Below are 23,002 nucleotides of genomic sequence, written 5' to 3'. Positions count from 1 at the left end.
ATCCACCCTGCCGCAAAGTTCAGATCTTCGTGCCGTGCATTGCGGTGATACCGACGGTCGTTGAAAGTTCAGATACCGATGGAATCGCTCGATCGGATGTTTGGGTGAAACGCAGCTGGTCCAATGGGGTGTGCGTGCCGACATTTCGAGCGTTTCGCTAGTGTGACTGCACCGTGATCGTTGCTGCAGCAATGACCGGGATGAGAAGGTGAGGAAAATGCTGTCGACGGTCGAAGTGGTGCAGGTGTTCCTGGCGCGACTCGCGGCACAGGACGCACCCGGCATCGCGCGGTTGTGCGCACCGACCGTGGAATGGGAGGCGCCCGACCCGAACGGCGCCCGGTGGGCGCTCGGCCCGCGCACCCGCCGCGAGGTCGAGTCCCAGTTCCTGACCTTGTTCGCCACGTTCGGCCTGGAGCAGCTGTCGGTGCGCCAGGTGATCGCAGACGGAGGAGACGCGGCTGTGATCGGTTCGGCGCGCTGGCGGGTCCGCGCCACGGAGGAACCCGTCGAAACGCGTTTCGTGGCGGTGCTTTCGGTGCACCTGGGAGAGATCGAGCAGTACTGGCAGATGCCGGACACCCTCGCCTCGGCGGTCGCGACCGGCGCTGCGACACGGACCGGATGATGGACTCCAAACGTGCGAGATCGGCACACACGCGGACGAAACTGCTGAAGGCGGCGGCCGAGGTGTTCGACCGGGAAGGCTTCTCCCGATCGAGTCTGACGGCCGTGTGTGCGCGGGCCGACGTGTCGAAAGGTGCGTTGTATTGCCACTTCCGCTCGAAGGAGGCACTCGGCGTCGCGATCATCGAGGAGCAGTCGCTGCTGTGGCACCGGTTGCGCGACGAGCAGCTCGCCGTCGAGGAGTCGCCGACGCAGGCGTTGATCGCGATGTCGTTCGAGTTCGTCAGCAGGCTGGAGACCGATCTCACCGTGCGGGTGAGCGCGAAGCTGTTGCGGGAGGCCGTCTTCTTCGACGTCGCGGCGGCCGCGCAGGTGATCGGCTGGGTCGCTGTGGTGCGGGAGCTGCTGTCGCTGGCACGGGAACGCGGCGAGCTGCGGGCCGAGGTGAACGTGCGGCACGCGGCGGAGCAGATCGTCTCCGAGCTGCTCGGGCTGCAGTTCGTGGCGCAGGCGTTGAGCGGCGGCACCGACCTGCGCACCCGGCTCGCCAGGGTCTGGAAAGCGTCCTCCGGTTGCCTGGTGGTGGCTCCCGTCTACGAGAAGCTGCGTTTCGAGTGACTCACCCGAATGGCCCGCCACCGTCTGGATGACGGGGCGGCGGACGGCCGCAGTTCTCGCACGACTGAAACGGAACTAGGCCCTGGTGCGAGAGATCGAACGGGAGACGTCGCAGTTTGATCTTCCACGCACCCGGGTAGCCGGAATTCCACGTGACCGGTTAGGTTGCTGCGCAACGAGCGGAGGCCGATGAGCGCACCTTGGGACGGCGACCTGACCGGAGCGGTCGTCGACGACCGGTTCGTGATCGGTTCACTTCTCGGGTCCGGCGGCATGGCCGAGGTCTACCGCGCGTACGACCGCACGACGACGTCCTCGGTCGCGATCAAGGTCTTCACCGGTCCGGGCCTGCCCGACGACGAGCTCCGCCTGCAACGCGAGGCGGCGATGCTCGCGTCGCTGGAGTGCCCCGGCCTCATCCCGGTGTACGCGTCGGGCACGGTGTCGCGCCGCCCGTACTTCGTGATGCGCGAGATCACCGGCGGCACCCTGCGCCAGCGCATGCGCGAGCCGCTGCCACCCCGGTTCGTGGCGCGGATCGGCGGCCAGATCGCCGCGGTCCTCGACCACGTGCACGGCCTCGGCGTGGTGCACCGCGACATCAAGCCGTCCAACATCCTGCTCGACGACGAGGAGAAGCAGGCGTACCTGGCGGACTTCGGTCTCGCCCTGGTCGCCGAGGTGACGCGGGTGACGACGTCCGGCGTGCTGGTCGGCACCGCGGGCTACCTGGCACCGGAACAGGTGCGCGGCGCGGACGTGGGCCCCGCGGCGGACGTCTACTCGCTGGGCCTGGTGCTGCTCGAGTGCCTGACCGGCCGCAGCGAGTACCCCGGCGGCGACGCCGAGGCCGCGCTGGCCCGACTGGCCCGCTCGCCGCGCATCCCGGTCGACCTGCCGCTGGCCTGGGTGTCGCTGCTGTCCGCGATGACGGACATGGACCCGGCCCGCAGGCCCACGGCAGCGCAGTGCGCACGATCTCTGGAGACGGCCCACGAAGCGAGCAGGGGCCTTCCGGCCCTGCTGCCGGACGCCGCCGTGGAGTCACCTCCCGAGGTGCCGAAGCAGCACAAGGGCAAGCGTTTGGCGATCGCCGCCGCAGCCGTCACCGTGACCGCGGTGGCCGTGGCGGTGGCGAACTTCGGCGGTGGCGGCAAGGAGTCGCCCGCCGCGGACCAGCCCGTGGTGCCGGACCCGCACACCCAGGTCGTCACGGTGGGGGCTTCGACGGTGACGGTGGTGCAGACCCCGGACGGGCCGGGAGCGCCGCAGCCAGGTGCTCCACTGACCACGACCACGACGGCTGGGCCGACGGAGACGACGTCGACCGAGGTCGAGGAACCGGTGGAGGACCCGGCCACGACGACCAAGAAGAAGAAGGACCGGCCGAGGTCATCGGACGTGCCGACGCCTTCGACGGCTCCCGACTCACCCGCTCCCAAGCCCTAGTGTCCTGCGCCGGAGATCCGTGATCTGAGTCATGTTTGGCGCGAAAAGCACGTTCGGGCGATCTAGCGGCCCCGACGTCCCGTTCGCGCCATACGGCTCCCTTGAGCGAACGAGGAGCCAAGGCCATCTAGCGGCCCGAACGTGCTTTTCGCGCCAAAACAACAGGACACCACTTTGGCGGTTGATTTACGACGCGGGACACTAGGCCTTCGGGTCCGTCACCACCGCGAACGGCAGGTCCGCCAGCTCCGCCCGCAGCGTGTCCAGGTCCGGGTACACCGCCGACGCCCCGCGGTCGACCAGCTCGTCCTCGCCGAACCCGCCCGTCAGCAGCCCGACCGACGGCAGCCCTGCCCGGCCGGCCGCCTCGCAGTCCCACACCGAGTCGCCGATGACGACGGCGCGGTCGGACTTCACCTCGCGCAGCGCCACCTCGATCAGGTCCGGGGCGGGCTTGCTGTCCTCCACGTCGTCGGACGACGTCCAGGCGATGTCACCGGGGTCGATCAGCTTGAGGTAGTGCTCGACGTGCTTGCGCTTGCCCGAGCTGGCGAGCACGACGGAGAGTCCCAGGTCGGTTGCCGCGCGGACCAGGCGGTGCGCGCCTTCCAGGGGCTGGATCTCGTCCAGCATCTCGTCGAAGCAGCGCTCCCACGCGTCCCGCACCGCGTCGCCGTGGTCGCGTTCCACCTTGTCGCCGGCCACGGCGGCCACCAGCCTGTCGCCGCCCATGCCGATCGAGCGGTGCACGCGCCACGCGGGCACGGTGACGTCGACGCTGCGGAACGCGCGCAGCCAGGCCACCGTGTGGTGGTAGTTGGTGTCGACCAGGGTGCCGTCCACGTCGAGGACCACGGTGTTGCTCATGAAACCAGGTTTGCCCGCGGGTCTACCTCGGCAAACCCACCAGCTCGCGCGTCTCCTGCAGCGTCGCCACCTCGCGCCGCAGCACGCCGTCGAGCCACTGCGCGTCCGACATCCACGACTGGTTCGTGTTCAGGCAGACGTGCACGGAGGAGCGGTAGACCGACAGTGCGATGCCCACGGCGTGTCCAGGGGCGACCGGCGCCACCGGGTACATCTCGCACAGGCCCGCGCCGTCGAGCGACAGCGGTATGGACGGCAGCGGAACCGACGTGACCAGCGTGTCGAACAGCAGCGGGGCGCAGCGGCCCATGACCGGCGCGGCCAGGCGGTGCACCAGCGGGGGGACCTTGTCCGCGAGCAGCGGCAACGCGCCGGCGCCTCGGTCGGGGCCCGCCGCCTTCGCCGACTCCATCTGCTCCCGGACGTTGCGCAGGCGTTCGGCCGGGTCGGGCTCGCCCACGGGCAGCGAGACCAGGAATCCGGAGATCTGGTTGCCGGCGCCCGCGTCACCGGAGCGTGAGCGCTGGTTAACCGGGATCAGTGCCCGCACGACCGACTCGGGTCCCGCGCTGCCGTGCGCGGAAAGCCAGTGCCGCAAAGCACCCGTGACGAGCGCGAGCAGGACGTCGTTGACCGTGCCGCCGTGTGCGCGCCGGATTCGGTGCACGTCAGCGAGATCCAGTCGCGACATCACCACGCGGCGTGGCCGGGTTGACGAGGTGAGCACCGGCGAGTTCAGCGTCGGTGGCCGGGTGTTCATCAGCACCGACGAGGCGATGTCGATCGTGTCCTTGATCTCCCGCAGCGACGGGATGATCGACCTGGCAGCCTGCGCCGGAACGTCCGGAATGGACAGCCGGGACGCGTCGAACAACTGAAGTCCCAGGCCAACGGCCTTCATGCCGTCGCACAACGAGTGGTGCAGCTTGGCGACGACCGCGAACCGGCCGCCCGCGAGCCCGGTGATGACGTGCAGCTCCCACGGTGGGCGCGCGAGGTCCAGCGGCTGCGCCATGAGGTGGGAGACCAGCGTGGCGAAGCGGTCACGGCCGCGCACGTGGTGCGTGAAGACGTGGTCCTCTGGCGCGAAGCCGGGGTCCTCCACCCAGCGCGCACCGCCCAGCAACGACGTGCGGGCGCGCTGGCGCAGGCGCGGAATCTCCTGCGCCCGTTCGCACAGCACGGCGGCGATGCGCGCGGGATGCACCGGAGTGGACGGTGCGAACGTCGCGACGGCGCCGAGGTGCAACGGGTTCGCGTTGCCCTCCATGGCGAGGAAGGCGATGTCAAGGGGGGAGAGGTGGTCCGTCATAGGTGTGCAAGGCAACCAGCTTCGCGTGTCGTGCGCATTGCGATGAGATGGCGGCGACTCTCTAACGCCCCAAGTACACTCGAACGGTGGTACCGCTGTGACTCGTGTGGGTGCGAACCAGGTCACACAACAGGTTCACCATCACGATTCCGAAGCCGGACAGACCGGTGAACGAAGGCGGGAAACCTTCACCGGAGTCGCTCACCTCGCACACGACGGTGTCGCCCTCACGCCACATGCGCAGAATTCCACGCCCCGACGCGTGCAGGATGCTGTTCGTCGCGAGCTCGTTCACCGCGAGCACGAGGTCGTCGACTTGTTCGCGCCGCAACCAGTTCGCGTACGCCGTCACGAGCTTGCGCATGTGCGCGAGTGTGCCGACCGAGAACGTGTGCTCCTCCGCCGACGCGGGCGGCGGCGGCAACGGCACGTTGTAGATGTCGGCGAGACCGGACGGGTCGGTGTACCACTCGCTCGCGACCCGTTTGGCCCCGTCGATCACGACGGGGTGGGTGCGCCGCGCGTCCTCGAGCACGTGGTCCGGCAACGCCGCCGCGTCGTACGCGCAGAGGATGACGCCCCGCCTGCCCTCGAACGCCGTGTTGACCAACGCCTCGTGCTGGACGCACGCCGGGTACTCGAGCTCGGTGCGGCCGGGCCAGATCGGTTCGCCGACCATGCGGAACCGGCCCTGCGTGCTCGCGCTGAACGCCATCAGCACACCGGGGATGATCCGGCCGGGGTTGCGCCCGGCCTCGGTCATGTCGATGAAGTGGACCTGGTCCGCCTGACCGCCCAGTCGTTCGCGCAGCAGGCCGATGCCCAGCTCCGGCACCGCCACGAGCACGGGCTCACCGGCGCTCACGCCGTCCGCGACGAATCTGGCCGTGCCGGCGAGGAAGTCGTCCTCGTCCCGGTAGAACAGGGCCTCGTGTGCGAACGGAGCAACGGAGTTCATCGGCTTCCCGGTGCGGTCGGTGGCAGGGCAGATCCCTCATTCTGCTCCCCGTAACAGTGTTTCGGCGGGGGCCAGGCCGGTGGTTGTTGCCGAACATGGAGCGAACACGCGCTCAACACCGCAGAAGCTCGCGGATCCGGTGTGGATTCGGCGTGCGGGTGGGGAAAACCCCAGGCAGACTCCCCGGTTGTCGGGGCCCTGCGAGGAGGTGACGCCGTGATCGGGCACTACGCGCTGACCGGGCCGGAGGATGCTCCGGTGCTGGTGCTCGGCAACGCGCTCGGCACGACCACCCAGATGTGGCGCGACTTCTCCCTGCCCTTCCGGTTGCTGCGCTTCGACCACCGCGGTCACGGCGGCAGCGCACCGGTGGAAGGTCCGTGCACCATCGAGGATCTGGCGCGCGACGTGGTGGAGCTGTTGGACCACTTGGGACTGCGCCAGGTGTACTACTGCGGCACGTCCCTCGGCGGCATGCTGGGCATGTGGCTCGCCGCGCACACCGACCGGATCTCCCGGCTGGCGCTCATGTGCACGACCGCGTGGTACCCGGACAAGTCCGTGTGGGACGAGCGGATCGCGGTGCTGCGCGCGCAGGGCATGGAGCCTCTGGCGGACGCGATCGTCTCGCGCTGGTTCACGCCCGCGTTCTCGCCGGCCGTGGTCGCGCGGTTCCGCGAGGACCTGCTCGAGGTCGACGTGCCGTCGTACATCGCCTGCGCCCAGGCGATCCGGGACATGGACCTGCGGCTCGACCTCGCGAAGATCGACGCGCCGACCGTGGTGATCGCGGCGGCGCAGGACCACGCGACGCCTCCCGAGTGCGCCCGGCACATCGCGGACGAGCTGTCCGGCTCGGAGCTCTACATCGTCGGGGACGCGGCGCACCTGGCGGTCGTCGAGGCTCCTAGAACGATCTCGGTGATCCTCGACGACCACTTCGGCAACGACTAGACCTTCTCCAACGGCTTGTGCGGCTCCGGCGGCAGCTCCACCCGGATCTCGTCGCCGGGACGCACCACGCCACCCACCAGCACGACGGACATGATTCCCGCGCGCCGGACCAGCTCGCCGTCCGGTGCCTTGCCCACGACCTCCTTGAGCAGACCCTTCGAGAACCCGTCGATCTGCAGGCACGGGTTGCGCAGCCCGGTCACCTCGACCACGGCCTCGGAACCCAGGTGCAGCAACGTTCCCGTGGGCAGGCCGAGCAGGTCGACGCCCCGCGTGGTGACGTTCTCGCCGATCTCACCGGGCTCGACCTCGAAACCCTTGTCCCGCAGCTCGTCGAAGAGCTCGGCGTGCATCAGGTGCACCTGGCGCAGGTTCGGCTGGGTCGGGTCCTGCGCGACCCGCGACCGGTGCTTCACCGTGACGCCCTGGTGGACGTCGCCCTCGACGCCGAGACCGGCGAGCAGCGTGATGCTCTCCCGCACGGGCTTGGTGAACGTGTACTCCTCGCTGCGGCTGACCGCTGTCACAACCCCCATGTCACCGATTGTGCACGATCAACCGGAGCGCCCCGGCTGCTCCGTTCGGCGTAGCGGTACCGGGAAGAGCTTGCAATCTTCTTGATCGGACGGCACCTGCGGCGATGTGCGCCGCCGTGGAAACGCTCCCACGAACTTCCGGAAAGAGTCTTGACTAAAGCTCACGTCAGGCTGTTGACTCCGTCACACCTCAGCGGAACCGGTACCGAAACCGGTTTCAGAGGCGGCGGAAAGGAAGTTCGGCATGCGTGTCACGATCGCGGAGGTCGCCCAACGCGCCCAGGTGTCCAAAGCGACCGTGTCACGCGTGCTGAACGGCAAGCCGGACGTCGACGCCTCCACCGCGCAGCGGGTTCGCAAGGTCATCGACGAGATCGGGTACGTGCCCAGCGCGCGTGCCGTCGGCCTGGCACGGGGCCGCACCCGCACGGTCGCGATGCTCGCGCCATCGCTGACCTGGCCGTGGATGGGTGAGGTCCTGCAGGGCATCGTCGACACGCTCGAGGCCGACGGGTACGGGCTGCTGCTCTACACGCTGAACCGCGGGCCCGAGTCGCTGAACCAGTTCGCGAACCACGTGTCCGCCAACGCGTTCGACGGGTTGCTGGTGGTCGAGCCGCCGGACGCCCTGCACTACATCTCCACGCTCTACCGGGCCGGGCTGCCGGTCGTCATGATCGACGATCGCGGCTCGCACCCGGAGTTCCCTTCGGTGACGACGACGAACCGGCAGGGAGGCGCGGATGTCGCACGGCATCTCGTCGCGGCCGGTCGCCGCAGGTTCGCCGTCGTCACCGGACCACCGCACTTCGGGTGCACGCAGGCGAGGCTGGACGGGTTCCGGCTCGCTTTGGCGGAAGCGGGCCTGACGCTGCACCCGGACCTCGTGGTCGACGGCGACTTCACCACGGAAGGTGGTGAGGTCGCCGTCGACAAGCTCGTTGCCAGTGGCATCCCGTTCGACGCCGTGTTCGCGCAGAACGACCTCTCGGCGGTCGGGGTGCTGCGGGCGCTGCGTGAAGCAGGCAGGACCGTCCCCGGCGACGTGTCCGTGGTCGGCTTCGACGACGTCCCGGTCGCGGGACACACCGAACCCCGGCTGACGACGATCCGCCAGCCGCTGCAGGAGATGGGCGCCGCCGCCGCGCGGATGCTGCTCTCCACGCTCGAGGGACAGCCGATGCCCGACCACCCGCTGGTGCTGCCCACCTCGTTGATCGTGCGCGAATCCGCGCCCTGACCCACCACAACTGAACGGACACGCCAGGCCGGCACGCGGTCTGGCGAGTTCGCCGTGCCGTGTACGAGAGCGCTCTCATACACCGTCGTATCGGGAGATACCCCATGCGCAGAACAATCATCGTCGCGTTGGCCCTGGCGCTCGCGGCGACAGGTTGCTCCTCCGGTGGTGCCACGAAGGCTGCCGGGGTGTTGACCGTGGGCATGCCCAACGGACCGCTGACCGAGAACCACAACCCGTTCCTGCCCACGTCGGCGGCGGGTTCGCTCGGCTACCGCTACGTGATCTACGAGCCACTCGCGTTCGTGAACAACACGCGGCCCGCCCAGGAGCCCGTGCCGTGGCTCGCGACGAAGTGGGACTGGGCGGACAACTACAAGAAGATCACCTTCACGATCCGGGAGAACGTGAAGTGGTCCGACGGCAAGCCGCTCACGGCCGCTGACGTCGCCTTCTCGTACGAGATCCTCAAGAAGTGGCCGGCGCTCAACAACCGCGACTCGCTCAAGGTCGAGACCGCGACGGCGACGCCGGACGGCAAGGTCGAGGTCACGTTCGGCTCGCCGCAGTTCGTGAACCGCAACAAGGTCATCAGCGCGATGGTGGTGCCCCAGCACATCTGGAGCACCGTGCAGGACCCGACGACCTACACCAACCCGAACCCGGTCGGCACCGGCCCGTACCAGGTGAAGTCGTTCACTTCGCAGACCGTCACGGTGGCGCGGCGGGCGGAGTACTGGCAGGAACTGCCGAAGGTCCCGGAGATCCAGTACACCTCGTACAACGACAACACGGCGCAGACCACCGCGCTGGCGTCGGGCGCGAGCCAGTGGTCGTACGTCTTCATTCCCGACTACCAAAAGCTCTACGTCGACAAGGACCCGAAGAACCACAAGCTGTGGTTCCCGGCCGGTCTCGGCATCCACGGCCTGTGGCTGAACACGACCGTGGCGCCGTTCGACAACGCCGCTCTGCGCGCGGCGATGAGCGACGTGATCGACCGCGAGGCGATCTTCGTCAAGGGTGAGGCGAAGCTCTTCCCGAAGCTCGAGTCGAAGACCGGCATGCCGCTGCCCGCCGGTGACTCCTTCCTCGCGCCCGAGTACAAGGACGCGAAGTTCAAGATCGACGTCGACGGTGCGAAGCAGAAGCTGACCGCGGCCGGCTTCAAGTTCGAGGGCGACGTGCTCAAGGCGCCCGACGGCAAGCCCGTCACGATCGAGCTCACCAACCCGTCCGGCTGGTCCGACTACCTGACGGTGCTCGACATCATCAAGGGCGACCTGAAGAAGATCGGCATCGAGGCGACCGTGCGCACGCAGACCGCGGACGCGTGGACGACCGACTTCGCCAACGGCGCGTTCCAGGGCTCCCTGCGCTGGACCAACACCGGCGCCACGCCGTACGAGATGTACCAGAACATCATGGACGGCGCGGAGATCAAGCCGATCGGGCAGACCGCGGCGGTCAACTTCGGCCGCTACAACAACCCCGAGGCCACGGCCGCGCTCGCCGAGTACGCGAACGCCGCCGACGACGCGGGACGGGCCAAGAGCCTCGCGGTGCTGCAGAAGATCATGGTCGAGCAGGTGCCGATGATCCCGACCTCCGCCGGTCCGATCGGTGCGGAGTACAGCACGAAGAGCTGGGTCGGCTGGCCGTCGGAGGAGGACCCGTACGGTCCGCCGCAGGCCACCCTGCCGAACGCGCTGCAGATCGTCATGAAGCTGAAGCCGGCCGCCTGACATGCCTGTTCTTGAACCCGCTGGGATCGCGCTGGAAGCAAAGGGTCTGGTGAAGACCTACAAGCGCGTGCGCGCGGTGCAGGACGTCTCGATCGTCCTGCGCCGCGGGCGCGTGACCGCCCTCGTCGGCGAATCGGGATCCGGGAAGTCGACGGTGGCGAAGCTGCTGGCGCGGCTGGTGGAGCCCACCGAGGGGGAGATCCTGCTCGACGGCAGGAAGGTGCGACGGGTCCGGGAGTACCGGCGCAAGGTCCAGATGGTGTTCCAGGACCCGTTCGCATCGCTCAACCCGATCCACACGATCCGCTACCACCTGACCCGGCCGTTGAAGATCCACAAGCGGCCGGAGACTGTGGAGCAGCTGCTGGAACGGGTGAACCTGCCCGCCGACTTCGCCTCGCGGTATCCGCACGAGCTGTCGGGTGGTCAGCGGCAGCGCGTGGCGATCGCGCGAGCGCTTGCGGCCCACCCCGAGGTGCTGCTCGCCGACGAACCGGTGTCCATGTTGGACGTCTCGATCCGGCTCGGTGTGCTGAACCTGTTGCTGGACCTCAAGGAACGGCTCAAGCTCGCGGTCCTCTACATCACGCACGACATCGCGTCGGCGCGCTACTTCGCGGACGAGACGTTCGTGATGTACGGCGGGCAGATCGTCGAGGGCGGCGACAGCGAGACCGTGACGCAGCGGCCGGCGCACCCGTACACGCAGCTGCTGATCGAGTCCGCGCCCGATCCGGAACGGTCGGTGGTCGCGCTGGACGCTCCGCCGGAGGAGGTCGCGGCGGTGTCCACGGGCTGCCGGTTCGCGCCCCGCTGCCCGAAGGTGCAGTCGCGCTGCTGGACCGAGGCGCCGCCGCGCACCGAGGTCGACTCGTACGGCCACTGGGCGGCCTGCTGGTTGTACGTGGAGGCGGCGGCATGACTTTCCTGTTGCGCCGCGCCGCCTTCTACCTGGTCACGCTGTGGGCGGCGATCACGGCGAACTTCCTGCTGCCGCGCCTGCTGCCGGGTGACCCGGTGCAGGCGATGATCACCAAGCTCGGCGGGCGGCTGAACAGCGACGCGATGGCGTCGCTGTACATCCTGTTCGGCCTGGACGAGAAGAAGTCGATCTGGGCGCAGTACGTCGACTACTGGGGTGCGTTGCTGCGCGGCGACCTCGGGCTGTCGTTCACGTTCTTCCCGACGCCGGTGGCCGACGTGCTGTCGCAGTCGTTGCCGTGGACGCTCGGGCTGGTCGGCGTGACCACGATCATCGCGTTCCTGCTGGGCACCCTGATGGGCGTCTACGCGGGGTGGAAGCGCGGTTCGTGGATGGACTCGCTGATCCCGGTGACGACGTTCCTGTCGTCGATCCCGTACTTCTGGCTCGGGCTGATCGCGATCTCGGTGTTCTCCGTGACGTTCCCGCTGCTGCCCGCGTCCGGCGGGTACGCGGCCGGGCTCGTGCCGGAGTGGTCCGGCGAGTTCATCGGCAGCGTCCTGGAACACGCGGTCCTGCCCGGCATCACGATCGTCGTGAGCTCGGTGGCCGGCTGGATCCTGGGCATGCGCAACATGATGGTGACCGTCACGGCCGAGGACTACGTGCTGGTCGCACGCGCCAAGGGCCTGTCGCAGCGGCGGATCATGTTCGCCTACGCCGCCCGCAACGCCGTCCTGCCGTCGATCTCCGGTTTCGCGCTGTCGCTGGGCTTCATCGTCGGCGGCGCGCTGCTGGTGGAGATGGTGTTCTCCTACCCGGGCCTCGGCTACGTGCTGTTCCAGGGCATCGGAGCGAAGGACTACCCGTTGATGCAGGGCGTGTTCCTGGTGATCACACTGGCCGTGCTGGTGGCGAACCTGCTCGCGGACGTCGGCTACCTGCTGCTCGACCCGCGCACGCGACGGGAGGGCTGACCCCGATGAACTTCAAGACCAGGCTGGGCCTCGGGATTCTGGCCTTCTTCACGCTGATCGCGGTCATCGGCTCGTGGATCGCGCCGTACGACCCGTCCGCGATGAGCGACGACCTGTTGTCGCCGCCGTCGGGCGCGCACTGGTTCGGCACCACCATGACCGGGCAGGACATCTTCTCCCAGGTGCTCGTCGGCACCAGGGGAGTGATGGTCGTCGGACTGGTCTGCGGGGTGCTGGCCACGTTCCTGTCGATCCTGGTCGGCGTGACGGCCGGGTTCCTCGGCGGTGCGGCCGACGAGGCGTTGTCCATGCTGTCCAACGTCTTCCTGGTGATCCCGGCGCTGCCGCTGATCATCATCGTGGCCTCGATGCTGCCGTCGGCCGACACCGTGCTGATCGCGGCGGTGATCTCGCTGACCGCGTGGGCGTGGGGTGCTCGGGTGCTGCGCGCGCAGACGATGTCGTTGCGGCGCCGCGACTTCGTGGAGGCGGCGCGGGCGTCCGGCGAACGGACGTGGCGCATCATCGTCTTCGAGGTGCTGCCGAACCTCATGGCCGTCATCGCGTCCGGGTTCGTCGGCACGGTGATCTTCGCGGTCATGCTCCAGATCACCCTGTCGTTCGTCGGGGTCGTGTCGCTGTCGACCTGGAACTGGGGCACGATCCTGTTCTGGGCGCAGAGCAACCAGGCGCTCGGCCAGGGCGCGTGGTGGTGGTTCGTCCCCGCCGGCCTCTGCATCGCGTTGCTGGGCACTGCGCTCGCTTTGATCAACTTCGGGATCGACGAGTACGCGAATCCCCGGCTGCGGAAGGTGCGCGCATGAGTCCGGTGCTGGAGATCCGCGATCTCTCGGTCGACTACGGCTCGCTGCGGGCCGTGCACAACGTCTCGCTCACCTTGAACGCCGGCGAGGTGCTCGGCCTGGCGGGGGAGAGCGGCAGCGGCAAGTCCACTTTGGCCTACGCCGCGACCCGCCTGCTCCAGCCACCGGGGCGGGTGCCGTCCGGTGAGGTGTTGTTCAAGGGCCACGACCTGCTCTCGTTGACCGAGAAACAGCTCCAGGTGCTGCGCTGGAACGAGATCGCGATCGTGTTCCAGGGCGCCATGAACGCGCTGAACCCGGTGATCTCGGTCGGCACGCAGATCGACGACGTGCTGCGCACCCACCGGCCGTCGATGTCGCGGCCGGAGCGGGCGGCTCGCGGCCGTGAGCTGCTGTCGCTGGTGGGCATTCCGGTCGACCGGCTGTCGTCGTACCCGCACCAGCTCTCCGGCGGCATGCGGCAGCGCGTGATGATCGCGATGGCCCTCGCGCTCGAACCCGAGATCGTGATCATGGACGAGCCGACCACCGCGCTGGACGTGGTGGTGCAGCGGCAGATCCTCGGTCAGATGATGCGACTCCGGGAGACCCTGGGCTTCTCGATCGTCTTCATCACGCACGACATCTCGCTGCTGGTCGAGTTCTCCGACCGCATCGCGATCATGTACGGCGGCCGGGTCGTCGAGGAGGCGCCGGCGTCGGAGATCTACCGCGCGGCGAAACACCCGTACAGCCAGGGACTGCTGTCGTCGTTCCCGGCGCTGCGCGGCCCGCGGCGTGAGCTCCGGGGCATTCCCGGATCGCCACCGGACCTGCGTTCGATGCCGACGGGGTGCCCGTTCCACCCGCGTTGTCCTTCCGCGATGGACGTGTGCGGGGAGCGGATGCCTTCGCTGGAGCCGGTCGAGGAACGGCGTCGCGTCGCCTGCTGGTTGGAGGGTTTGCATGTCTGAGCTGACCCTGCCGAGCGACTTCTTCTGGGGCGTCGCGACGTCGGCGTACCAGATCGAGGGCGCGCACGACGAGGACGGCAGGACTCTGTCCATTTGGGACATGTTCTCCCGCAGGCCCGGTGCGGTCGCCAACGGGGAGAACGGTGATGTCGCCTGCGATCACTACCACCGGATGCCCGACGACGTCGCGCTGATCGCCGGGCTGGGGGTGGACAAGTACCGGTTCTCGGTGTCCTGGCCTCGGGTGCAGCCGGGCGGTCGCGGGTCGGTCAACGCGAAGGGGATCGACTTCTACTCGCGGCTCGTCGACGAGCTGCTGGAGAAGGGGGTTGATCCGTGGTTGACGCTGTACCACTGGGATCTGCCGCAGGAGCTGGAGGACGCCGGCGGGTGGCCTTTCCGGGACACCGCCTACCGGTTCGCCGAGTACGCGGGTCTGGTGCACGACGCGCTGGGCGACCGGGTGCCCACCTGGACGACGTTGAACGAGCCGTGGTGCTCGGCGATGCTCGGGTACGACACCGGCCGGCACGCTCCTGGGCGCCGGAACTTCGGCGAGGCGATGCGGGCGGTGCACCACCTGTTGCTGGGGCACGGCCTTGCGGCGCAAGAGCTCCGGTCGCGCGGTGCGGCGTCGGTCGGCATCACGTTGAACATGGGCACGCACTCCGCCGCCTCGGACGACCCGCGGGACGTGGACGCGGCTCGGCGGGCGGACGGGCTGGGGACGCGGATCTACCTGGATCCGCTGGTGCACGGGCGTTATCCGGCGGACGTGCTCGACGACATCGCTGCGCGCGGGGTTGAGTTGCCCGTTCTCGCCGGTGATCTGGAGATCATTTCGACGCCGCTGGACGTGGTGGGGGTCAACTACTACACCTCGCACGTGCACAAGGCGACCGAGGTGGTGCCGCAGGGGTTGCCGGTCACCGCCATGGGCTGGGAGATCGTGCCGTCCGGGTTCACGGACCTGCTGGTGCGGTTGCAGCGGGACTACGGCGTGCCGATGGTGATCACGGAGAACGGGGCGGCGTTCGACGACCTGGACGTCGTGGACGGGTACGTCGCCGACGCCGATCGCGTCGACTACCTGGAGTCGCACATCGCGGCCGTCGCCTCGGCGGTTCGGGCCGGTGCGGACGTGCGCGGGTATCTGGCGTGGTCGTTGATGGACAACTTCGAGTGGGGCTACGGGTACGCCAAGCGGTTCGGGATCGTGCGGGTCGACTACGAGACCCAGGTGCGGACGGTCAAGCAGAGCGGACAGTGGTACCGCGACCTGATCACGCGATCGCGAACAGCAGGGCGGCCGTGACGGCCTCGACCCAGAAGTAGAACCAGACCGGGTAGAACGCGGTGGCCGTGTCGGCGAGCCGCGACACCAACCGGCCGAGCGCCATGCCGGCCAGCGCCGCCGCGACCGTGACGACGGCGCCCGTGCGGATGCCGCCGACGTCGAACGCGGCCGCGGTCAGCACTGCGGCGATCGCGAGGCCGAAGCCGCCGTAGACCGCGCGGATCTCCGACCGGCTCTCCGGCGCGTCCACGACGATGCGGAACGGCCTGGCGAGCGCGGCGGGGGCGGCGAGCGCGTAGCCGCCCATCGCGAGGAAGAACGTGCCGGCGAGGACGATGATCGTGGTCTGCACGCGTGGAATCATCGGCGGCGTGGACCAGGCACCGCTTCCGGAAACGTGCTGCGCGCAGGAGCGGGCGACGATCTGGATCTGGCCGGGCCAGGCCGCCTACCTGGGGCCTTCACTCCAGCTGGACCCGCACTCCGGCGCCGTGCACTGCTTCGCGCTGGGCGTCGACGCACCGTTCACGCTGGTGGACAGCGCCGGGGAGCGGCGGGTCCGCAGCGCCCTCGTCCCGGCGAGGACGCGGCACCAGATCGTGTCGGAGGGCGGCCGGATGCTGTTCCTCTACCTCGACCCCGCTTCGACCGACGACCGGATCCGCGCCGCGCTCGCGACCCTGCTGGCCGACCCCGCGCTGAGCGCGCCGCAGGTCGCGGCCGAGATCAACCTCTCGACGTCGAGGTTCCTGCACCTCTTCTCGGCGGAGTCGGGCACGAGCTTCCGCCGCTACCGCCTGTGGGCGCGGATGCTCCGGGTCGCGGGCGCGCTGAACCGAGGTGCCGACCTGACCAGTGCGTCCGCCGAGGCGGGGTTCGCCTCGCCGAGCCACTTCAGCGACACCTTCCACGACCTGTTCGGGCTGACCGCGAGCGCGTTGTTGGGCCGTCGGGCCCGCTTGGTCGTGCTCGACACCGACTCGAACGGCGCTCCAGCGGCGTAGATCACGCCCGAACGCACTAGCTAAGGTATGCCTTAGTTAAGTTAGGGTTGCTTTACGCCGCCCTGGTGCTCGGAGAGGATCGCGATGGAACCGGTGTTGGACCTGGCCGGCATCGGCTTTGGGCCGTCGAACCTCGCTCTCGCGATCGCGGTCGAGGAGCACGCGCTGCCCGTTCGCGCGCGGTTCTTCGAGAGGCAGGCCCGGTTCGGGTGGCACCGCGGGATGTTGCTCGAGGACGCGACCATGCAGGTCTCGTTCCTCAAGGACCTGGTCACGTTGCGCAACCCCACGAGCACCTTCAGCTTCCTCTGCTACCTGCGCGAGCGGGGGCGGTTGATCGACTTCGTCAACCACAAGAACCTCTTCCCGCTGCGCAGGGAGTTCCACGACTACTTCGAGTGGGCGGCGGAGCGGGTCTCGCACCACGTGTCGTACGGCGCCGAGGTCGGCGCGATCGGTGTCCGCGGTGACGGGTTCGAGTTCGCCGCCGGCACCGAGGTGGTCAGGGCGCGCAACCTGGTGCTCGCGACGGGGCTCGAGGCGAACCTGCCGGACGGCGTCGCTCCCGGTGAGCGGATCTGGCACAACAAGGACCTGCTCCACGGCGTGGAGACCCTCGAGGACGTGCGGCAGGTCGTCGTGGTCGGCGCCGGGCAGAGCGCGGCGGAGACAGTGGCCTTTTTCCACGAACGGTTTCCGGGGGCCGTGGTGCACGGCGTCTTCGCGCGGTACGGGTACAGCCCAGCCGACGACAGCTCGTTCGCGAACCGGATCTTCGACCCCGCCGCGGTGGACGACTTCTACGCCGCGCCGGAGGAGGTCAAGCGCAAGCTGATGGGCTACCACGCCAACACGAACTACGGCGTGGTCGACCAGGACCTGATCGAGGAGCTGTACCGGCGCGTCTACCGGGAGAAGGTGCTCGGGCAGCAGAGGTTGTTGCTGCACAAGACGTCTCGGCTCACGGATGTGCGGTCGGACGGCTCGTGTGTGATCGAGTCGCTCGCGGACGGTTCGCGGGTGCCGGTCGACGCCGACGTCGTCGTGTACGCGACCGGGTACCGGCCGGCGGACCCGGCGCGGTTGCTCGGGGAGCTCGCCGATGAGTGCGAGCGCGACGAGCACGGCCGGTTGAAGGTGACCCGCGACTACCGCCTGGTCACGAACGAAGACGTCCGCGGTGGGATTTATCTGCAGGGCGGTACGGAGCACACGCACGGCATCACGTCTTCGCTGCTGTCGAACACGGCCGTGCGGGTTGGCGAGATTCTCGACTCGATCCTGCGACGGCCGGTGGCCGTGGCGGAGGCGATGTCGCAGCTCGAAGCAGTCAAGTGAGGAGAGGGCCTGTCATGACCAACCCGTTCGAGGATCCGCAGGGACGTTTCTTCGTGCTGGTCAACGAGGAGCAGCAGCACTCGCTGTGGCCGACGTTCGCTGAGGTGCCCGCCGGGTGGACGAAGGTCTTCGGCGAGGAGAGCCGCGACGCGTGCCTGGCGTACGTCGAGGAGAACTGGACCGATCTGCGGCCGGCCTCTATCCGGTGAGGTAGTCCTCGAACGTCCGCTTGCCGACCGCGCGGTCCGGGGTGAGGTTCCCGCCCGCGCGGTAGGCGCGGTACGTCGCTCCCGGCACCTTCAACGGCAGCAGCCCGCGGGTCTTTCCCGTTGCGGTCAGGTAGATGCGGGCGAAGTCGATCGCCTCGCGAATCTCGGGTCCGCCCATCTCCGGGGCGATGCCCGCGGGCGCGGCCTGGGCCAGCGCGGCCAGTTCCAGGCCGACCTCTGCCTCGTCGATCGGCTGGAAGCGGAAGCCCGGCACCGGCATGAGCGGCAGTTTCGACGCGTTGTCGAACATCCTGCGCAGCAACGAGTGGAACTGCGTGGCGCGCAGGATCGTGTGCGGCACACCGGAAGAGATGATCAGACGCTCGGTCGCGTGCTTCTGCTTGTAGTAGGGCAGAGGGACCTCGTTGCAGCCGACGATCGAGATGTACACGAGGTGTGCCGGCCTGGCGGCGAGCACGGCGCGTGCCATGGCGACCTCGTGCCGGAACGACGTTGCGCAGTGCACCACGACGTCTGCTCGGAGTGCGCCCAGACCTTTGCCGCGCAACAGATCCGTGCCGGTCGAGCGGGAGACCGGGCGGGCGCCGGGCAGCGCGGCCACCACGTGCCTGCCCAGGGAACCGGTGCCTCCGGTGACGACGAAGCTCATGCACTCACCCTGGCACGGTAGTAGTGAGCCAGCACGACGGTCCCCGTCACGGCGGCGATCGCGCTGACCACCAGACCGACCTGGGTCAGGCCGCTCATCCCGCTGCCCTCACCGAGCAGCTTGATGCCGATCCACGCGGCGACGATCGGGTTGACCACGGTCTGTCCCGCCACGACGAGGTCGGGCGGGCCGGCGGCGTAGCCGAGCTGGATGAACCACGCGCCGGTCAGGAACGCGACGACGAGGCCCAGCAGTGAGATCCACTCGATCTCCGGCAGCGTGGTCGTGACGTCCCTGACCAGCACGGCGACCAGTCCGTACGCGATGCCGGCGCCCACCGCGAGTGCGAGCGCCCTGACGGCGTCCGAGGTGAAGGTGGCCACGACGACGCACACCAGCACGCCCGCGACCACGAGCTGTCCTGCCTGCAAGGCCACCTTCGGCGACACGTCGGTCGGCACCGCGGAGCCCGCCGTGATCGACACGAACACCACGATCCCGGCCGTCGCCACCAGCACCGCCGACGCGAGCAGACCGCTGAACCGCCGGGCCCGCGCCACCGCGATGATCGGGATCGCCAGCGCGTTCAGCGGCGCGACCACCGACACCGGTGCCAGGGCCAGCGCGACGATCTGCAGGATCGCGCACGCGAACAGCACCAGGAACCCGAAGACCCAGAGGCGTGACGACATCAGGCGGTACGCGGAAGTCAGCTTCAGGTCGCTCAGCTCCCGCACCCCGGCGTGCTGCCACATCGCACCGAGCGCGCTGCACCCGGCCGCGAGCACCGCGCACAGGATCGCGATCCCGACCACGTGCGCATCCTACGCCGACACTGCTATGGTTCATTACATGAGTAACGAACCCAGGAAGTGAACCGTGTTCGACGACCGGAGCCCGATCTACCGCCAGATCGCCGACCGGATCAAGGCGGACGTGCTCAGCGGGGTGTTGAAGGCGGACGAGCAGGTCATGTCGACCAACCAGTACGCCGCCTACTACCGGATCAACCCGGCCACGGCGGCGAAGGCGTTCCAGCAGCTGGTGGACGAACAGGTGCTCTACAAGAAGAGGGGGATCGGGATGTTCGTGAGCACGCAGGCTCGCGACATGCTGCGGGCACAGGGCAGGGAGAGCTTCTTCGGCGAGGTCGTGGACCCGATGGTCGCGGAGGCACGCGCCATCGGCATTCCGCTCGCCGACGTCATCCGTCGCATCGAGCAGCACCAGCAGGGGGACATGTGATGCGCGTCGACGTGCAGGGCTTAACGGTTCGTTATGGCGCCGTCACGGCCGTGGACGACATGAGCTTCTCGTTGTCCGGCAACAAGATCTACGGACTGCTCGGCCGCAACGGCTCGGGCAAGACCAGCCTGATGTCGGCACTGGCCGGCTACCGCAAGCCTTCAGGATCCGTTCAGCTCGACGGCGAACCGGTGTTCGAGAACGCCGCCGCGATGCGCAAGGTCTGCCTGGTCCGGCACACGGCCGACGCGGCGGACAAGAGCGACAAGGTCTCGTACGTCCTCGAGTACGGCGCGGCCTGGCGCGACACGTGGGACAACCCGTACGCGTTGGAACTGGTCGAGCTGTTCAAGATCCCGTTGAAGAGCAAGGTCAGCGAACTCTCACTGGGCCAGCGATCCGCACTCGGCGTGGTGATCGGCCTGGCCAGCCGCTCGCCGCTGACGATGCTCGACGAGTCGCACCTGGGCATGGACACGCCTACCAGATACGCGTTCTACGACGCGCTGCTCACCGACTTCATGGCGCACCCGCGAACCATCATCATCTCCACCCACCTGATCGAGGAACTGGCCTCACTGCTGGAAGAAGTGGTGATCATCGACGGGGGCCGCCTGGTGCTGCAGGAGGAGGCCGACGTGCTGCGGTCGCGCGGAACCGAGGTCACCGGAAACGCTGCCGACGTGGACGAGTTCACCGCGGGTCTGACCGTGCTCAGCTCGAAGTCGTTGGGGCGCAGCAAGTCTGCGATGGTGTACGGAGGGCTGGACGACAGGCAGCTCGTGCGGGCGCGTCAGCTCGGGCTGGAGTTGGGGCCGATCGCGTTGCAGGACCTGTTCGTGCACCTCACCGAACCGGTCGGGGGTAAGCGGTGAAGGTCTTCCGGCATCTGGTTCGTACGTTGGTGGCGTTCTGTGCTGTGGTTGCGGCTTGTGCCTTCGTGTTGGTTGTCGTGCTTACGTTCGTGGTTTCGGGCTTTCGGGACGTGACGATCAGCGGGTGGAACGTGTTGGGGTCTCAGGTCGCGCGCTGGTTCGTGTTCTGGGCCGGGATCTACGTGATCCACAACGCGTTGCCTGTCGCTGTTGCGCATGGGCGGACGCGGCGTGAGTTTCTTGCTGCTGGGGTTGGTTTTTCGGTTGTGCTGGCGTTTGTTCTGAGCTTGATCGTGTGGGTAGGGTTCTTGGTTGAGGGTGTTGTGTACTCGGCCATGGGGTGGACGGCGGATGCGCACGGGTCTGTTGTCGCTTACTTCCTGTTGTTCCTGGTGTGGTGCGTGGTGGGAATGTTCTGTGCGGCGGCTTTCGATCGGTTCGGTGCTGCGGGGGTGTTCTCGGTGCCGGTGGGGTTGGGGCTTGTGATGGTCACGACTGCGGGGATTCCTGGTTCGGGGAACTTGCCGTTCCTGCCCGACTTGCCGTCGTTGATGGGAGCTGGGTGGCATCTGGTGTCGGTCGGGGCGTTCTTGGGTGCGGTGGTGGGGACTTGGGTGGTTGCCTGGGACATGCCAGTTCGGACGCGGACGTCTTGAGTGTGAGGCGGGGTCGTCCTGTGCGGGTCGGCTTGGGGTGGTTCGGCGCGGGTTCCAGCGGAGTGGTCGCCTGCCGTATGTCGTGTCGCCTTGCGTTGGTGGCGCGTGGGTCGTATGACGAGCCGGGTCATTTCATCGCCGCTTCGCGACGATTGCGATTGGGGCTTGACTTCGGGGCCCTTGCGAGGCGCTCATCGGCCTTGAAAAGCCGGGCAATAAGAGCCCGGCCGATCCAACCAGCGTAGCACCTCGCTCCCAAAGTCAAGCCCCAATCGCAAGCGTGCGTGGTTGCGCTGGGTTGTTCGGCTTTCGTCATTACCGCTTGCCCGCGTTCGCATTACCCTGTCCGGCTCGGCTTCGCCATCGCGGTCGATGGGGGTGCTTGGTTTCGCCATTGCCAGCGTTGCTGCGGGAGATTCGGCTTGCCTACGCCATTCCCGTTTACCTTCGGCTTCGACATCGGGTTCGGGCGATTAGCTGCGCTAGATGTGACCCTGCGGGATTGACTCACCGGGTTGCTGCCCCGCAGGTTACCTTCGCGGGTTGACCTCACTAGTTTCCTTCGAGAGATTGTCCCCGCGGGTTACGTTCGCGGAATTGCCCCCACGCGGCAGGAGTAGCGCGCTGCACGGGTAGCGCAACAGGAGGAAGAAACGGCCACCGCCCACGCAGCCGCCGGTCAGTCAGCGTTGGCGCGGGTGCCTCGTCGCGGTCAGGCTTTGGCGGCTCGCGGGCACGTTGTCCGGCCTGGGCGTCGCCGCGTACGAGGCGCCTGGAGGCACCTGGCCGTGACCAAGGCAGCATTCATCAGGCCGTCTCGCCGTGGCCAGGACGGGTCTTCACCAGCCTGCCTACCCGCAGCCAGGCGGCCTTCATCAGCACCGCCTCCCCCGTAGCCTGGCGGCCTTCATCGACACCGCGTGGCCGTGGTCAGGCGGTGTTGATCAGGTTGCGTCTGGGTCTTTGTTGCGGGTCGAGCCAGGCCGGTGGGTAGAACGTCGGGAGGCCGTTGACCAGGCTGACTTCCCACTTGCTCTGGTGGATGAGGGTGTGGTGGTGGCGGCAGAGCAGGACGGCGTTGTCGACGGAGGTGTCGCCGCCGTTGGCCCAGTGGCGGATGTGGTGGGCGTCGCACTGTCTGGGTGGTCTGCCGCAGCCGGGGAAGGCGCAGCCTCGATCCCTGGTGACCAGGATCCGGCGGATTGCGGCCGGGAAGGTGCGGGTCTTGCGGCCGATGTCGAGCGGCTGGCCTGCGCCGCCCAGGACCATGGGGATGATGCCCGCGTTGCAGGCCAGTTGACGGGCCTGGTCGGCAGGGATGTGGTCGCCGTTGTCGAGGGTGGCGTGGCCGACCCTGTTGGCGAGGTCGTCGTAGGACATGGTCAGAGTGAGGGTGACTGGTTCGCCGCCGTGTTCGGGGAGTTGGTCGGCGCGCAGCATCAGGTTGACCAGCTCGGCGAGGGCGTCGCCTTCGCGTTGCTCGCGGCTGCGCAGGTCCGGGCCCTCGTCCGAAGTCTGCGGGCGGGGCTTGGCCAAGGGGTCGATCAGTGCCTCGTACTTGGCGCCGGTGACCTTGTCGAGCTTGGCGCGGATCTCCAGCCGTCCGTTCTTCCAGCGCATCCTGTGCTCGTTGCCGGGCGGCGCGGGCTCGGTGTCACCGGGTGCTGGGTCGTTCTGGTAGAGGCGGTAGAGCAGGTCTTCGCCGAACTTGCGCACTTCGTTGGGT

At 68.2% G+C, this 23,002-nt stretch carries 25 protein-coding genes; 17 read left to right on the top strand and 8 right to left on the bottom strand.

The window, feature by feature from the left end; genetic code table 11:
* Positions 1–217 precede the first annotated feature (217 nt).
* The 3 genes from ACFOWZ_RS06000 to ACFOWZ_RS05990 all read left to right on the top strand — a co-directional run bounded on the left by ACFOWZ_RS06000 (position 218) and on the right by ACFOWZ_RS05990 (position 2,694).
* Positions 218–628 (top strand): nuclear transport factor 2 family protein, encoded by a 411-nt coding sequence (locus tag ACFOWZ_RS06000; RefSeq protein ID WP_382369964.1) that lies wholly within the window; start codon positions 218–220, stop codon positions 626–628.
* Positions 628–1,245: a ScbR family autoregulator-binding transcription factor gene (locus ACFOWZ_RS05995; RefSeq protein WP_382369962.1), complete on the top strand. Its 618-nt coding sequence runs from the start codon at positions 628–630 to the stop codon at positions 1,243–1,245. The genes ACFOWZ_RS06000 and ACFOWZ_RS05995 overlap by 1 nt, the downstream gene beginning before the upstream one ends.
* Before the next feature lie 189 nt (positions 1,246–1,434).
* On the top strand, positions 1,435–2,694 hold the full coding sequence (locus ACFOWZ_RS05990; RefSeq protein WP_382369960.1) for a serine/threonine-protein kinase: 1,260 nt from the start codon (positions 1,435–1,437) through the stop codon (positions 2,692–2,694).
* A 201-nt stretch (positions 2,695–2,895) separates the two neighbouring features.
* On the opposite strand, the gene ACFOWZ_RS05985 is transcribed toward ACFOWZ_RS05990, so the two are convergent.
* The 3 genes from ACFOWZ_RS05985 to ACFOWZ_RS05975 all read right to left on the bottom strand — a co-directional run bounded on the left by ACFOWZ_RS05985 (position 2,896) and on the right by ACFOWZ_RS05975 (position 5,831).
* Positions 2,896–3,561 (bottom strand): HAD family hydrolase, encoded by a 666-nt coding sequence (locus tag ACFOWZ_RS05985; RefSeq protein WP_382369958.1) that lies wholly within the window; start codon positions 3,559–3,561, stop codon positions 2,896–2,898.
* A 22-nt stretch (positions 3,562–3,583) separates the two neighbouring features.
* A complete protein-coding gene (locus tag ACFOWZ_RS05980) occupies positions 3,584–4,873 on the bottom strand; it encodes a wax ester/triacylglycerol synthase family O-acyltransferase (RefSeq protein ID WP_382369957.1) in 1,290 nt (429 codons plus the stop codon).
* A gap of 61 nt (positions 4,874–4,934) precedes the next feature.
* A complete protein-coding gene (locus ACFOWZ_RS05975; RefSeq protein WP_382369956.1) occupies positions 4,935–5,831 on the bottom strand; it encodes an anti-sigma factor RsbA family regulatory protein in 897 nt (298 codons plus the stop codon).
* Between the two features lie 216 nt (positions 5,832–6,047).
* Here ACFOWZ_RS05975 and ACFOWZ_RS05970 point away from each other — a divergent pair, with 216 nt between their 5' ends.
* Complete coding sequence (locus ACFOWZ_RS05970; protein WP_382369954.1) at positions 6,048–6,785, top strand: alpha/beta fold hydrolase; 738 nt, start codon at positions 6,048–6,050, stop codon at positions 6,783–6,785.
* Here the strand turns inward: ACFOWZ_RS05970 and ACFOWZ_RS05965 are convergent.
* A complete protein-coding gene (locus ACFOWZ_RS05965; RefSeq protein ID WP_382369952.1) occupies positions 6,782–7,321 on the bottom strand; it encodes an MOSC domain-containing protein in 540 nt (179 codons plus the stop codon). The genes ACFOWZ_RS05970 and ACFOWZ_RS05965 overlap by 4 nt on opposite strands.
* Before the next feature lie 244 nt (positions 7,322–7,565).
* On the opposite strand from ACFOWZ_RS05965, the gene ACFOWZ_RS05960 reads away from it, so the two are divergent.
* From ACFOWZ_RS05960 to ACFOWZ_RS05930, 7 genes are all read left to right on the top strand, one after another.
* The gene (locus tag ACFOWZ_RS05960; protein ID WP_030474275.1) at positions 7,566–8,561 is read left to right on the top strand and encodes a LacI family DNA-binding transcriptional regulator; all 996 of its coding nucleotides are present in this window, start codon (positions 7,566–7,568) and stop codon (positions 8,559–8,561) included.
* A 104-nt stretch (positions 8,562–8,665) separates the two neighbouring features.
* Positions 8,666–10,306: an ABC transporter substrate-binding protein gene (locus ACFOWZ_RS05955; RefSeq protein ID WP_382369950.1), complete on the top strand. Its 1,641-nt coding sequence runs from the start codon at positions 8,666–8,668 to the stop codon at positions 10,304–10,306.
* A 1-nt stretch (position 10,307) separates the two neighbouring features.
* Positions 10,308–11,228 carry an ABC transporter ATP-binding protein gene (locus tag ACFOWZ_RS05950; RefSeq protein WP_382369948.1) on the top strand — a complete coding sequence of 307 codons (921 nt, stop codon included), beginning with the start codon at positions 10,308–10,310 and terminating at the stop codon, positions 11,226–11,228.
* Entirely contained in the window at positions 11,225–12,205 is a 981-nt protein-coding gene (locus tag ACFOWZ_RS05945) for an ABC transporter permease (RefSeq protein WP_382369946.1), read from the top strand. Before ACFOWZ_RS05950 ends, ACFOWZ_RS05945 begins: the two co-directional genes overlap by 4 nt.
* A gap of 5 nt (positions 12,206–12,210) precedes the next feature.
* The gene (locus ACFOWZ_RS05940; protein WP_382369944.1) at positions 12,211–13,029 is read left to right on the top strand and encodes an ABC transporter permease; all 819 of its coding nucleotides are present in this window, start codon (positions 12,211–12,213) and stop codon (positions 13,027–13,029) included.
* Complete coding sequence (locus ACFOWZ_RS05935; RefSeq protein ID WP_382369942.1) at positions 13,026–13,982, top strand: ABC transporter ATP-binding protein; 957 nt, start codon at positions 13,026–13,028, stop codon at positions 13,980–13,982. Before ACFOWZ_RS05940 ends, ACFOWZ_RS05935 begins: the two co-directional genes overlap by 4 nt.
* Entirely contained in the window at positions 13,975–15,297 is a 1,323-nt protein-coding gene (locus ACFOWZ_RS05930) for a GH1 family beta-glucosidase (protein WP_382369940.1), read from the top strand. The genes ACFOWZ_RS05935 and ACFOWZ_RS05930 overlap by 8 nt, the downstream gene beginning before the upstream one ends.
* Here ACFOWZ_RS05930 and ACFOWZ_RS05925 read toward each other — a convergent pair.
* Complete coding sequence (locus ACFOWZ_RS05925; protein WP_382369938.1) at positions 15,266–15,631, bottom strand: DUF4345 family protein; 366 nt, start codon at positions 15,629–15,631, stop codon at positions 15,266–15,268. The two genes, ACFOWZ_RS05930 and ACFOWZ_RS05925, sit on opposite strands and share 32 nt — an antisense overlap.
* A gap of 19 nt (positions 15,632–15,650) precedes the next feature.
* On the opposite strand from ACFOWZ_RS05925, the gene ACFOWZ_RS05920 reads away from it, so the two are divergent.
* The 3 genes from ACFOWZ_RS05920 (at position 15,651) to ACFOWZ_RS05910 (ending at position 17,830) form a co-directional block, all read left to right on the top strand.
* Positions 15,651–16,283, top strand: a complete 633-nt coding sequence (locus ACFOWZ_RS05920) for a helix-turn-helix domain-containing protein (RefSeq protein WP_382369936.1) — start codon at positions 15,651–15,653, stop codon at positions 16,281–16,283.
* A gap of 84 nt (positions 16,284–16,367) precedes the next feature.
* The gene (locus ACFOWZ_RS05915) at positions 16,368–17,621 is read left to right on the top strand and encodes a lysine N(6)-hydroxylase/L-ornithine N(5)-oxygenase family protein (RefSeq protein WP_382369934.1); all 1,254 of its coding nucleotides are present in this window, start codon (positions 16,368–16,370) and stop codon (positions 17,619–17,621) included.
* Between the two features lie 14 nt (positions 17,622–17,635).
* Positions 17,636–17,830 carry an MbtH family protein gene (locus ACFOWZ_RS05910; RefSeq protein ID WP_030474268.1) on the top strand — a complete coding sequence of 65 codons (195 nt, stop codon included), beginning with the start codon at positions 17,636–17,638 and terminating at the stop codon, positions 17,828–17,830.
* Here ACFOWZ_RS05910 and ACFOWZ_RS05905 read toward each other — a convergent pair.
* Together ACFOWZ_RS05905 and ACFOWZ_RS05900 are read right to left on the bottom strand one after the other, a co-directional pair.
* Positions 17,820–18,500, bottom strand: a complete 681-nt coding sequence (locus ACFOWZ_RS05905; protein ID WP_382369932.1) for an SDR family oxidoreductase — start codon at positions 18,498–18,500, stop codon at positions 17,820–17,822. The two genes, ACFOWZ_RS05910 and ACFOWZ_RS05905, sit on opposite strands and share 11 nt — an antisense overlap.
* On the bottom strand, positions 18,497–19,315 hold the full coding sequence (locus ACFOWZ_RS05900) for a hypothetical protein (protein WP_382369930.1): 819 nt from the start codon (positions 19,313–19,315) through the stop codon (positions 18,497–18,499). The genes ACFOWZ_RS05905 and ACFOWZ_RS05900 overlap by 4 nt, the downstream gene beginning before the upstream one ends.
* Positions 19,316–19,379: 64 nt before the next feature.
* On the opposite strand from ACFOWZ_RS05900, the gene ACFOWZ_RS05895 reads away from it, so the two are divergent.
* The 3 genes from ACFOWZ_RS05895 to ACFOWZ_RS05885 are packed head-to-tail and all read left to right on the top strand — an operon-like array spanning position 19,380 to position 21,276.
* Complete coding sequence (locus ACFOWZ_RS05895; protein ID WP_382369928.1) at positions 19,380–19,745, top strand: GntR family transcriptional regulator; 366 nt, start codon at positions 19,380–19,382, stop codon at positions 19,743–19,745.
* On the top strand, positions 19,745–20,620 hold the full coding sequence (locus ACFOWZ_RS05890) for an ATP-binding cassette domain-containing protein (RefSeq protein WP_382369926.1): 876 nt from the start codon (positions 19,745–19,747) through the stop codon (positions 20,618–20,620). The genes ACFOWZ_RS05895 and ACFOWZ_RS05890 overlap by 1 nt, the downstream gene beginning before the upstream one ends.
* Positions 20,617–21,276, top strand: a complete 660-nt coding sequence (locus ACFOWZ_RS05885; protein ID WP_382369924.1) for a hypothetical protein — start codon at positions 20,617–20,619, stop codon at positions 21,274–21,276. Before ACFOWZ_RS05890 ends, ACFOWZ_RS05885 begins: the two co-directional genes overlap by 4 nt.
* A 930-nt stretch (positions 21,277–22,206) precedes the next feature.
* On the opposite strand, the gene ACFOWZ_RS05880 is transcribed toward ACFOWZ_RS05885, so the two are convergent.
* Positions 22,207–23,002 (bottom strand): HNH endonuclease signature motif containing protein (locus ACFOWZ_RS05880; protein WP_382369922.1); only part of this gene is annotated, 796 nt, incomplete at its 5' end.

It is taken from the genome of Lentzea rhizosphaerae (assembly GCF_042649515.1).
GTDB classification, from domain to species: Bacteria; Actinomycetota; Actinomycetes; order Mycobacteriales; family Pseudonocardiaceae; genus Lentzea; species Lentzea aerocolonigenes.
The sequence above is the reverse complement of the archived record's forward strand: the minus strand, read 5'-3'. Positions and strand labels throughout refer to the sequence as shown.